We start from the raw sequence: 11,416 nt of genomic DNA, 5'->3' as shown, positions 1-11,416 counted from the left end.
ACCGGGGAGGAGGTCGGTACCGGCCCATCCGTCGTTCACCGGGAGGAGGTGGATCCCGACGGAATTCGTCAATCTCATTCCCTGCCTTCGGGGAGGGACAGCACCGGTCGCGGGAGGAGGTGCGACCGGTGCTGATTTCGGAGGACACCCGGGAGGAGGTGGATGCCCGTCCAATCCATCAGAACCTGGGAGGAGGTAGGTTCTGCCGAAACTCGTTCAACTCGTCAGATGGCCTTCCGGGCCACGAAGGTGATGTCGCCGCGTGCAATGCCGAGATCGCTCAGTTCGCGGTTGGAAAGGCGGCCAAGCTCGGTGACCGTTTCACGGTAGCGGCGCCAGTTGCGATAGTTGCGGATCAGGTTCATGTCACGTCTCGTTTCGGTAATTTTCGTTTCGGCTGTTCTCTTGTGTGATCCGAAGATATGACTGTCCCTGGCCGTTTTGAAGCGCGATTGTTGCATAGCAGCGATGCGCATTGTGCATTGCAACATCAATCGTTTTGAGGAGCGGCGCGGGATGGCGGTTCGCCCGCTCAAGTGATTGATTCGCAAGGAAACCGGCGGATTGACACGGTTGAGCCCTGATCCGGCGGCATGCGCCGGACGCGACGAGGAACGGATATGGGGAACCACGCGACGCGCCTGAAGAGCGAAATCGACGGCTGGCTCGCGGCCGGATTGATCGACACCGAGACCGCCGGGCGTCTGCATGCCGAGGTCGAGTCGCGGGCGGGCAGCCGGTTCGGCTTCGCATCCGTGCTCGCGGCCTTCGCCGCGCTCCTGTTTGCGGCCGCCATCCTGCTCTTCGTGGCCGCCAACTGGGAAGCCATGCCGCGCCTCCTCCGGCTCGGCCTGATTCTGCTCCTCATTCTGCTCGGCTACGGCTTTGGCGCGGTCGCCACCTTGCGCGGATATGCAAGGCTTGCCGAAGCGGGCCATCTCGTCGGCATCGCCGCGTTCGGCGGCGGCATGGCGCTCATCGGGCAGATGTACCATCTGTCGGGCGACGAGGCGCAGGCCCTGCTGGTCTGGTGCGGCGCAGCCGCATTGTCCGCCGCCATGCTGCGCTCGTCTGCACTGACGGCGGCAGCCGTCGTGCTCGCCACGGTTTGGATGTGGAGCGAGGGCTGGGACATCTGGCGCGATGGGACTCCGCCGGCCGGCGCGCTTCCGATCCTCGCCATGCTCTGGGCGCTGTCCCTGTGGACGCGATCGGCTCCGGCGCGCCACGTCATCATCCTGTCGCTCTCGTCCTACGTCGTCCTTGCCGTCGTCGGCGGCAACGTGGTCGTCGCTCCGGCCCTCCTGGCAGCAGGTGCGGCAATCCTCTTCGTCGTCGCCGTGCGCCTCGGGGCGAGGGCCGAACGGGTGTTCGGGATGGGAGGGATGCCGGTCCATGCCATGCTGGCATTCGGCCTGGCCATGGTCCTGCTGCATCACGCCTTCGGCGATGGCGCGGGACTGGCGGTCGTGGCGCTCCTGTCCTTCGCGGCCTGCATAGGAGCCCTCGTCCTGTCGCGCGGCGCCGACCGCGCCGTGCGCTGGCTCGCCTATCTCGGCTTCGGCGTCGAACTCTGCCTGGTCTATGTCCTGACCATCGGCACCATGCTCGGCACCGCCGGCTTCCTGCTGGCGTCGGGCCTGCTGCTCGCTCTGACCGCTTTCGTCGTCCTGCGCTTCGAGCGCCGCTTCAAGATGCTCCGGCAAACACAGGAGAAGACTCCATGAAGTCCAGGTTCCGGGTCCTTGGTGCCGCGCTTCTGGTCGCCGCGCTGCAGATCGGCTTCCTCGCCGCTCTCGTCGAAGGCCGGGCTTCGATCCTGCGCGACGGCCGCGAGGTGCTGCTGAAAGTCGAGCCGGTCGACCCGCGCGACCTGCTGCGGGGCGACTACGTCCGGCTCGGCTACGCCATCTCGACGCTCGACCGGTCGCTGTTCGCGGACCAAGAGGCGCTTCTGGCGCATGATGCAGAGATCATGGTCCGCCTCGCCCCCGGCGGGGACGACGGTCTCTGGCAGGCTGTCGGCGCCCGCCCGGCCGGCCCGCCCGCGGTCGTCGACGACGCCGATACGGTGGAGATCGCCGGCCGCATCGATGGCACTCCCGGCGGGTCTGAGACCGTGCGGGTGACTTACGGCATCGAGCGCTTCTACCTGCCGGAGGGGCAGGGGAGGCCCATCGAGCGCGACCTTTCGGTACGACCGTTCCGCATGCTGGTGGCCGTCGCTGACGACGGGCAGGCGCAGATCAAGGCCTTTTTCGACGGGCAGCGGAGACTGTTCGAGGAAGCGCCCTACTGATCCGCCGCCGGCTTCGCACCTGCCGGGGCGGCGAGGTCGGGCGGCAGGACGGCGGAAATCGCTTCACGGGCGCGAAAAAAGCCTCAATTCTCGGGCGTTTTCCCTTTGAAGCCGGCATATGCGGTGATATAGAACGCCCTGCTTTGGGAGGCGGACAGCTTCCGAAGCGGGTGTGGTGGAACTGGTAGACACGCAGGATTTAGGTTCCTGTGGCGCAAGCCGTGGGGGTTCAAGTCCCTCCACCCGCACCAGAAGCCACTCCCGGCAAAGGAATCCGGAAGGCGCGCGGCCGCATCGCTGTTGCGCCCCGCACCCCGTGAAGACAAAGGTTTGATGATGCAGGTAACCGAAACGCTGAATGCAGGGCTGAAACGGGAGATCCAGGTGGTCGTACCCGCCCAGGATATGGAAGCCCGGCTCCTGGAACGTCTGAACGACGCCAAGGGAAAGGTGCGGATAAACGGTTTCCGCCCCGGCAAGGTGCCGCTGCAGCATCTGCGCAAGATGTATGGCAAGTCGATGATGGCGGAAGTCGTCAACGACATCCTGTCGAAGTCCACGTCGTCGATCCTGACCGATCGCGGCGAGAAGGCTGCCATGCAGCCCGAGGTCAAGATGACCGAGGACGAGAAGGAAGCCGAGAAGATCCTGGCGGGCCAGGCCGATTTCGAGTTCTCGATCGCCTACGAGGTCATCCCGGCGATCGAGATCCAGGACGTCTCGGGCATCGCGATCACCCGCGAAGTCTATGACGTTCCCGAGAGCGAGATCGACGAGCAGGCGCTGCGCATCGCCGAATCCGCGCGCACCTACACGACCAAGGACGGCGCCGCCGAAAACGGCGACCGCGTCACGATGGACTATGTCGGCAAGGTCGACGGCGAGGCCTTCGAGGGCGGCACCGACACCGGCGCCAACCTCGTGCTCGGCTCCGGCCAGTTCATCCCGGGCTTCGAGGACCAGTTGGTCGGCGCCAAGGCCGGCGACGAGAAGACCGTCGAGGTGACGTTCCCGGCCGAGTACCAGGCTGCGCATCTCGCCGGCAAGGCCGCCACCTTCGACGTCAAGGTCACCGAGATCGCTGCCGCGGAGCCGATCGAGCTCAACGACGATCTGGCCAAGAACCTTGGCCTCGAGTCGGTCGAGCGTCTGCGCGAGATCATCAAGGGCCAGCTCGAGAACCAGTTCGGTTCGCTCACCCGCCAGAAGGTCAAGCGCCAGCTTCTCGACCAGCTGGACGCGGCCTACACCTTCGAGGCGCCCGCGCGCCTGGTGACGGCCGAGTTCAACAACATCTGGCTCCAGGTGACGCGCGATCTCGAACAGGCCGGCAAGAGCTTCGCCGACGAGGACACGACCGAGGAGGATGCGCGCGCCGAGTACCAGCGCCTCGCCGAGCGTCGCGTCCGTCTTGGCCTGGTGCTGGCCGAGATCGGCGAGAAGGCCGGCGTGCAGGTCAGCGACGAGGAGATGCAGCGCGCGCTCTTCGAGTTCGTGCGCCGCTATCCCGGCCAGGAGCAGGAGGTCTACGACTTCTATCGCAAGAACCCCAACGCGCTCGCCGAGCTTCGTGCGCCGATCTTCGAGGAGAAGGTGGTCGACCACCTGCTCGCGCAGGTCAGCGTGACGGACAAGAAGGTGACCAAGGAAGAACTGCTGGCGGACGACGAGGCCGAGAAGGCCGAAGCGGCCGAGGCGACGGATGCAGCCGACGCTGGCGAAGCGGCTCCGAAGAAGGAAGCCGCGCCGAAGAAGAAGGCTGCTCCGAAGAAGAAGGCCGTGAAGGCCGAGGACACCGAGAGCGCCGACGACGCCGAGTAGGCCGGCCGAACGCAGCACGCCCATTGCAGGGCGGCGCCGGACCACCGGCGCCGCCCTTTGCGTTTCGGCACCGCGAACCGCAAGGCGGTCGCGAGGCAGACGTGGACGGCTCCTCGTGGAGCGCGCGACTGGCGGGAACAGCGCCGATCGGCGTGGACCGAAAGGTCCGGTCTTGCGTCGGAGGCGGAACTCTCCCATTTTAGTCTGGATTGATTTGGGTCGATCCGCCCGCGAACAAGGAGATCGGTATGGGACGTTTTCAGGTGATGACGATGACCGACGGGGCCGCAGGCCGTGTCCGCGAGATCGTCGCGAACCGGGACGGCGCGCGCGGCGTGCGCGTCGGCGTCAAGAAGGGCGGCTGTGCGGGCATGGAATACACCGTCGAACTGGTGACCGAGCCCCGTGCGGGCGACGATCACATCGAGCATGACGGTGCGCATGTCTACGTCGCCCCGGAAGCGACGCTGTTCCTGCTCGGCACCGAGATGGGATTCGAGACGACGAGGCTGCGCTCGGGCTTCACCTTCACCAATCCGAACCAGTCGTCGGCCTGCGGCTGCGGCGAGTCGGTGGAGCTGAAGCCGGCCGACCTCAAGGCGCTGGCCGAAGCGCGCGCCGCCGCCGGCGCCTGAGCGCGTCTCAGTCGACCCAAAGGCCGCGGCGCCTGTGCCAGTCGGCAATCGACTCGTCGGGATAGAGTTCGAAGACGTCGTCGCCTGGCCGGATGTCCGGCTCAACCCAGTCCGCCTTGTACTTCAGCATCAGGTGCACTCTCTGCGGCGCGCGCGGCAGCTCGCTGTCGATCGCGCTGGCAAAGGGGTGGACGAGGTCGGGCCATTGCGGGTCGTAGAGCCACAGGGCCGAGCCGCAGCGGGTGCAGAAGCGGCGCTCGCCGGATGATCTCTCGCAGGCCGGGCGCTCGTCGTCCTGGATCTCGGCCCGGTACAGCCCCAGATTCTCCTCGCCCGAAACGGAAAGCGTGCGCGCGTCGGCACCGAGATTGATCGCGTAGCCGCCGCCGCCCTGCTGTTTGCGGCAGATCGAGCAGTAGCAATACTGGTAGGGAACCGGCGTATGGCTGTCGACGGAGAAGCCGACAGCGCCGCAGCGGCAGGAACCGTGAAGGCGAAGGGGCATGCAGTCCTCCTGTCGGCGCCGACCGGGGGTCAGCGCAAGGTTCCGAGCACGATGAAGACACCGCCGGCGAGCAGCGCCGTGGCGGGAACGGTGACGACCCAGGCCGCCACGATGGTGGAGAAATGGGCGCGGCGGACGAGCCTGCGGCGGATGACGTCCTCGCGCGACACCGCCTCCGTCCCGTTCGTCTCGGTCGCAGCTGCGGGCTCCTCGTCCCACGCCTCCGGTTCAGGCTCGGCCTCTGCCAAGCTGCCGTTGGCCAGCCGCTCGGCGCGTCGCCGCTCCGCCTTCCGCTCCATGTAGGCGCGGCGGCGCGGCGAGTTGGCGGTGTACCACTCGCGGAAGAAGCCGACGCCGAACACTGCGCCGACGGCGATGTGCGTGGAACTGACCGGCAGCCCGAACCAGGACGCGACGATGACCGTCAGTGCGGCCGACAGGGCCACGCAGAAGGCGCGCATGGGGTTCAGCTTTGTGATCTGCTCGCCCACCATGCGCACCAGCCTGGGACCGAAGAGCAGGAGGCCGAAGGAAATGCCGAAGGCGCCGATCAGCATCACCCACAAGGGGATGACGACAGCGGTTTCCACGCTGTCACCGCGCACCGTCTGCACGATCGCGGCAAGGGGACCGACGGCATTGGCGACGTCGTTGGCGCCGTGCGCGAAGGAGAGCAGCGCCGCCGAGACGATCAGCGGCAGCTTGAAGAGCCTGCGCAGCGACTGGTTGCGGTTTTCCATGCCGGCCGACTGGCGCCTGACGAGAAGCTGCGACAGCCCCCAGGCGACGAGGAACGTGCCGATGCCGATCACCAGGATGCTCGTGCCGTCGAGGCGGACCAGCTTGGACAGGCCCTTGGTCGCCAGGTAGGCGGAGAAGGCGCCGGCCATGATGCCGATCAGGATGGGCACCCAGATCCGCGCGGCGCGCAGCTTGTCGTCCTGGTAGATGATGCGCGCCTTGACGAAGGCGAGGAAGCCCGCGGCGATCAGCCCGCCGAGCAGCGGCGAGATCACCCAGCTTGCGGCGATACCGCCCATGACGCCCCAGTCGACCGCCGCGAAGCCGGCTGCGGTGATGCCGGCGCCCATGACGCCGCCGACCACCGAATGGGTCGTCGAAACCGGCGCGCCGATGGCGGTGGCGAGGTTGATCCAGATCGCCGACGCGAAGACGGCGGCCATCATGGCGCGAACGAAGACGGCGGGTTCGGCCACTGCGGCCGGATCGATGATGCCCCTGGAGATGGTCTGCACGACGTCGCCGCCGGCGATCAGCGCACCTGCCGTCTCGAAGACGGCGGCCAGCACCAGCGCGCCGCCCATGGTGAGCGCGCGTGCGCCGACGGCCGGCGCGACGTTGTTGGCGACATCGTTCGCGCCGATGTTGAGCGCCATGTACGCGCCGATGGCGGCCGCCGCGACGATGGCCACGGCGCCCGGATCGCCGGCCGTGAAGATGGCCACGGCGACGGCCACGAAGGCCATGAAGAACAGCGCGATTCCCGGCGCTACGAGGCCCCGGGCAAGGAAGGTCGTCGCCTCCTCGACGCGGACCAGCTTGTCGAGATCCTTGTCGAGCGTCGTCTTGCGCGTACTGTCGGTCGTATCGGCCATCAAGCGCGCCGTCCTAGGCCTTGGCGGTGGCGACAGCGCCGGCGTGCCGCGATGGGGGCGCCGACACGCCTGCTGTTTTCGTCATGTCTGGAGAACCGCGGAGTTGCACCGCTAGGCGGCGGGATTGAATTCGGAGAGAATCGATGCCAGTTCGGGCTCGCGAACGCGGCTCGCGCCGATCTGCGGCGTAAACCACTTGCGCACGCGCTGGCCCTTCTCGGGCCATTTGGATTCCACCTTCTCCACCTTGAGCGGAAAGACGTGAACCTCGCAACGCTGCTCCAGACCCGACTTCAGGTTCTTGCCGTAGAAATAGCGGCCGATCTCCCGCTCCGACATCGCGCCCACCAGACCTGCTTCTTCACCCGCCTCGCGCAACGCCGCTTGCCAGCGGTGTTCGCCCGCTTCCGGCCAGCCCTTGGGCAGCACCCAGCGCCCGGTGTCGCGGCTCGTGATCAGCATCACCTCGACGCCCTTTTCGGTCACGCGCCAGGGCAGGGCCGCCACCTGGATGCGCGCCGGAACGCCGCCGAGCATGCGACGGACGCGCTCGATGGATGCGGAGAAGCTGCGTTGGGTGAGGAGCATTTCTTCCTTTCAATTCCGAGAAAACAAGTTTGCCAGCTTAACTTCGGATTCGCAATCGGGCATGGAGCCGGAGCGAAATAAGCCGCTCTCCGCTGCCGTCGTCTGCAATGCTACTCATCGCCCAACCGCAGGCAGGGCCTGTTGTTCCAACTCCAACGAATCGCCTGGGTCCATTCTACCGCAAAGCGAGGAAAGCGCCGACGCTATAGCACGAGACGAGGGCTTCGACGCGGCACCAAACGAAAACGTGCGGCGCGATGGTCGCGCCGCACGTTCTTCCGTTCGGTCGTGGCTTTTACTGGGCGCTGGCGACCGGAGTTACCAGCGGCGTGATGCGACGGATCGCGACGCGCCGGTTTTCGCGCGAGGCACCCTCGGTCGAGACCTTCAGGTAGCGCTCGCCATAGCCCTGCGTGACCAGGTTTTCCGGCGGAATCCCGTAAGTCTGGGTGAGAGCGGACGCAGCACTCTCGGCCCTCGCATCCGACAGAGCGAGGTTGGAGATGTCGGAGCCGACGGCGTCGGTGTGGCCCTCGATCAGGAAGGTCTCGGCGGGGTTCTCGTCGAGCAGGCGCAGCATGGCATCCGCGATGCCCTCGAGTTCATCCACCTCCGATCGCGAGATATCGGCAGAGCCCGTGGCAAACGTGATGGTGTCGAGATCGACGCGCCGCACCGTATCGCGCAGCCGTGCCGACCGCTTGACCTCGTCCACGGAATAGAGGCGACGCGCCCGCTCGACCGGCGGCTGGTCGAGGAAGTCATAGTAGCTGTCGACGTCGTTCACGCGCCCGGCATCGAGGATGTACTCGCGAACCGGGATGTTAAGCTGCAGCGGCGGCAGCTCCTCGCCCGGATCGCGCCAATCCCGCTCGCGGTCCCAGTTTTCCTCCGCCACATAGGACAGCACGATCTCGCGGCCCTCCGGGGTGATGCGCGACCGCCGCACGATTTCGCCATGGCGATTTCGGATCGTGACGATCTGCGCGCCGTTGGGGCGGACGATGGTCTCGCGAACCCGGCCACGCGGCAACTCCTCGTAATACACGTCGCGCGCGTCGCGGCTCAGGCGCGGCAGTTCGTTGCTCTCGACGAACAGTTCCCTGCCGAACTGGATGACCACGCGGCCTTCGGTCTCGCGGACGACCTCTGAGCCTTCCGGCCGACCGCGACGCTCGCGGCGCTCGGACCGTTCGCGGCGCACCTCGTCGCGATCCATGCGGCGACCCTCGGTCGCGGTGATCGGCTGAACCTCCTCGGCGCGAATCCCCGGAGCCTGGGCATCCTCGTCGCTGGTCGGCGCAGGCCCCGCATCCTCGGCCGGAGCCTCTGCGGCATCGCCGGCGCGGTTGCGATCCCGGCGGTTGGCGCGCCGGCTGTCGCCGTCGCCGCCCGCAGGCTCCTTGGCGCTGTCGAGAACGGGTGCCGCATTCTCGGGAAGGGCATCCTGGTCGGCCGTCTCCGCATCCGAAGCGCCATCATCTTCATCCGATGCGGCGTCGTCGGCCGGCGCCGCGGTGCGTTCGGCATCGCGGGGTGCATCCGCAGCCGGTGGCGTCGCCGCGGCGTCCCCATCGCTGTCTGCTGCCGGAGCCTCTTCGGCGGCGGGCTCCCCCTCGGCGGCGTCACGCGTGGCACGGTTCTCGCGACCCGCGCGATTGCCGCGATTCTCACGGTTCTCACCAGTGCCGCGCGCCCTCGGCTCGGCCGCCGGAGCGGCTTCTTCCGCCGCCGGAGCAGCCTCTTCGGCAACTGGTGCAGCCTCCTCCGCAGCAGGGGCGGCCTCCTCGGCAGCCGGAGCAGCTTCCTCGGCGGCAGCCGGCTCGTCGGCCGCTTCCGGTGCGGCCTCTTCCGCCGGCGCAGCCTCCTCGACGGGGGCGCGCTCCTCTGCGGGCGCAGGCTCCGGCGTCGGCGCCTCGGCCTCGGTGGGAGCTTCCTGCTCGGTGGATTCGGCGGCCGGGGCTTCCGGCTCGGCTACTGGCGCGGCCTCCTCTTGCGGTGCGGCCTGCTCTTCCGCGGGAGCTGCCTCTTCCTCGGCAGCTTCGCGGGCGGCTCGTTCCTCTTCGAGCTTGCGTGCCTCCGTGTCGTCGGCCTGCGCCAGGAGCAGCGGGGCGGTCATGGTGGCCGGCGTCTCGGCGAGCGACGGCTGCGATGCCATCAGGAGGCCGAGCGCGGTGCTGGCGAGAATTCGTGCGGGATGTTTCATGGAATGCTTTCTCCGGTCGGAATGTGACCCTTCGCCGGGAGGAACCAAGCTCGGGCGGGATGGTTCCACCGCCGCTGCCGGCGGGCCGGTCGGCAGCGACCGAAAAACGCCGCCGCGCGCTTGACGGCGGCGGCCCGGGGCGCGACATGCGCGGCATGGATAAGCCGTTCTGGAAGACCACGCCGCTCGAGGCGATGACCGAGACGCAATGGGAATCGCTCTGCGATGGCTGCGGCAAGTGCTGCCTGGCCAAGCTGGAAGACGAGGACACCGGCGAGATCCACTGGACGAGCGTCGGCTGCCGGCTGTTCGACGCGCAGCTGTGCGCGTGCAGCGACTACGCCAACCGGCTGACCCGGGTCTCGGATTGCGTGAAGCTGACGCCGCAGAACGTCCGCACCATTGTCTGGCTGCCGTCCACCTGCGGCTACCGGCTGGTCGCCGAGGGCAGGGACCTTGAAGACTGGCATCCGCTGGTGTCGGGCAGCCGCGAGACCGTGCATGCCGCCGGCATCTCGGTGCGCGGCCGCATCACGGCCTCTGAAGAAGACCTCGTCGACGTGGACGAATATCTCGACCACATGCTCGACGAGGAACTGTGACGGTGCCGGTCGCCGGCCGCGCCGTCACTGCGTGATGCCGAAGCTCATCGTCACCTCGACGCGGTAGCTGTTCTCGCCGGCCTCCACCGGCACGGCATCGGCGGCTTCCGCCCGCATCTTCGTTGCCATGTAGGGCATCGGCTGCGGCCGCGACGTCATCTCCGTGATCTCCAGGATCGGACCGAGTTCCACGCCCGCGGCCTGTGCCAGGGTGCGGGCCTTGGCCACGGCATCCGTCACCGCCTCGCGCCGCGCCGTCTGGATGGCGCCGTCCGGATCGGCATTGGTGAACGAGATGCCGCCGCCCTGGTTGACGCCGAGCGACACCACCTTGTCGAGGATGGCCCCCGTCTTCTGGACGTCGCGCACCCGCACCGTCAGCGTGTTCGAGACTTCGTATCCCTTCATCACCTGCCGCTGGCTGCCGTCCGGGCCGGTCGGGTATTCGTAGCGCGGATTGATCTGGATGCCGGCCGTCTGCAGGTCGCGGTCCGCGACGCCATCGGCCTTCAGCGCGGCGATCACCTGCGCCATCGCCTCGTTGTTGGCGGTCAGCGCCTCGCGCGCGGTCTCGGCCTGCCGCATTACCGCAAACGACAGCAGCGCCATGTCCGGCCGCATCGAATGTTCGCCCTCGCCGGTCACCGAAATCCGCGGCCGGGGGTCGGGCAGCACCTGGGCGGCGGCAGGCATCGCCGCGGCCGCGAAGGCAGACAGGGCGAGGAAGGGCAGGGGGGCACGCAGCATGGATTGCATCTCCGTTTCGTTTCGTGGGCGAGCGCTAGGCCGCGATTGTGTGATGATTGCGGCACGCGCCTTGTCTGCCACCGCGAAAGCCACTATTGCAGGCCTGCGTGGGGCCTGTAGCTCAATGGTTAGAGCCGGCGGCTCATAACCGCTTGGTTGGGGGTTCGAGTCCCTCCGGGCCCACCATCGCCAGAAATGGCATAGCGTCTTCTGGCGCCTGCGAACATGGCAAAGAGGTTCGCTGTTCCGCTCGCCATCGAGGTTTGCCGCACCAGCCTTCTGACCCGATCCATGCCCTTGACGGCAAAGGTGCATCTGGCCGGGTTGGCGCAAGCAGACACCAGCGTGCTCGATGTCGTTGCGTAGACTGGACGCCTCTCGACCAACACGGACGATC

General features: G+C 67.5%; 11 protein-coding genes and 2 tRNA genes. 7 read left to right on the top strand and 6 right to left on the bottom strand.

Annotated elements, in window-relative coordinates:
• Window positions 1-224: 224 nt before the first annotated feature.
• Window positions 225-365, bottom strand: coding sequence for a DUF1127 domain-containing protein (locus N1F91_RS19270; RefSeq protein WP_187971118.1), 141 nt, complete (start codon window positions 363-365; stop codon window positions 225-227).
• Between the two features lie 255 nt (window positions 366-620).
• Here N1F91_RS19270 and N1F91_RS19265 point away from each other — a divergent pair, with 255 nt between their 5' ends.
• From N1F91_RS19265 to sufA, 5 genes are all read left to right on the top strand, one after another.
• Window positions 621-1,727 carry a DUF2157 domain-containing protein gene (locus N1F91_RS19265; protein ID WP_289994688.1) on the top strand — a complete coding sequence of 369 codons (1,107 nt, stop codon included), beginning with the start codon at window positions 621-623 and terminating at the stop codon, window positions 1,725-1,727.
• Window positions 1,724-2,299, top strand: a complete 576-nt coding sequence (locus N1F91_RS19260) for a GDYXXLXY domain-containing protein (protein WP_289994686.1) — start codon at window positions 1,724-1,726, stop codon at window positions 2,297-2,299. Before N1F91_RS19265 ends, N1F91_RS19260 begins: the two co-directional genes overlap by 4 nt.
• A 166-nt stretch (window positions 2,300-2,465) precedes the next feature.
• Window positions 2,466-2,550: transfer RNA gene (locus tag N1F91_RS19255), tRNA-Leu, on the top strand.
• An 85-nt stretch (window positions 2,551-2,635) separates the two neighbouring features.
• Window positions 2,636-4,120: a trigger factor gene (gene tig / locus N1F91_RS19250; protein ID WP_289994692.1), complete on the top strand. Its 1,485-nt coding sequence runs from the start codon at window positions 2,636-2,638 to the stop codon at window positions 4,118-4,120.
• Between the two features lie 248 nt (window positions 4,121-4,368).
• The gene (gene sufA, locus N1F91_RS19245; protein WP_289994685.1) at window positions 4,369-4,755 is read left to right on the top strand and encodes a Fe-S cluster assembly scaffold SufA; all 387 of its coding nucleotides are present in this window, start codon (window positions 4,369-4,371) and stop codon (window positions 4,753-4,755) included.
• 7 nt (window positions 4,756-4,762) lie between these two features.
• Here the strand turns inward: sufA and N1F91_RS19240 are convergent, their stop codons facing one another.
• The 4 genes from N1F91_RS19240 to N1F91_RS19225 all read right to left on the bottom strand — a co-directional run bounded on the left by N1F91_RS19240 (window position 4,763) and on the right by N1F91_RS19225 (window position 9,670).
• Window positions 4,763-5,260: a GFA family protein gene (locus N1F91_RS19240; protein ID WP_289994684.1), complete on the bottom strand. Its 498-nt coding sequence runs from the start codon at window positions 5,258-5,260 to the stop codon at window positions 4,763-4,765.
• 29 nt (window positions 5,261-5,289) lie between these two features.
• On the bottom strand, window positions 5,290-6,876 hold the full coding sequence (locus tag N1F91_RS19235; protein WP_289994683.1) for an inorganic phosphate transporter: 1,587 nt from the start codon (window positions 6,874-6,876) through the stop codon (window positions 5,290-5,292).
• 111 nt (window positions 6,877-6,987) lie between these two features.
• Window positions 6,988-7,464, bottom strand: a complete 477-nt coding sequence (locus tag N1F91_RS19230; RefSeq protein WP_289994682.1) for an NUDIX hydrolase — start codon at window positions 7,462-7,464, stop codon at window positions 6,988-6,990.
• Window positions 7,465-7,759: 295 nt separating this feature from the next.
• Window positions 7,760-9,670 carry an OmpA family protein gene (locus N1F91_RS19225; RefSeq protein ID WP_289994680.1) on the bottom strand — a complete coding sequence of 637 codons (1,911 nt, stop codon included), beginning with the start codon at window positions 9,668-9,670 and terminating at the stop codon, window positions 7,760-7,762.
• Window positions 9,671-9,825: 155 nt separating this feature from the next.
• Between N1F91_RS19225 and N1F91_RS19220 the strand changes: the two genes are divergently transcribed.
• On the top strand, window positions 9,826-10,272 hold the full coding sequence (locus N1F91_RS19220; RefSeq protein WP_289994679.1) for a YcgN family cysteine cluster protein: 447 nt from the start codon (window positions 9,826-9,828) through the stop codon (window positions 10,270-10,272).
• 24 nt (window positions 10,273-10,296) lie between these two features.
• On the opposite strand, the gene N1F91_RS19215 is transcribed toward N1F91_RS19220, so the two are convergent.
• Window positions 10,297-11,019 carry an SIMPL domain-containing protein gene (locus N1F91_RS19215; protein ID WP_289994678.1) on the bottom strand — a complete coding sequence of 241 codons (723 nt, stop codon included), beginning with the start codon at window positions 11,017-11,019 and terminating at the stop codon, window positions 10,297-10,299.
• Window positions 11,020-11,129: 110 nt separating this feature from the next.
• On the opposite strand from N1F91_RS19215, the gene N1F91_RS19210 reads away from it, so the two are divergent.
• A tRNA-Ile gene (locus N1F91_RS19210) sits at window positions 11,130-11,205 on the top strand.
• Window positions 11,206-11,416: the final 211 nt, after the last annotated feature.

The sequence above is a fragment of the Aquibium sp. ELW1220 genome (assembly GCF_030398385.1).
In the GTDB taxonomy this organism is placed as follows: domain Bacteria; phylum Pseudomonadota; class Alphaproteobacteria; order Rhizobiales; family Rhizobiaceae; genus Aquibium.
The sequence above is the reverse complement of the archived record's forward strand: the minus strand, read 5'-3'. Positions and strand labels throughout refer to the sequence as shown.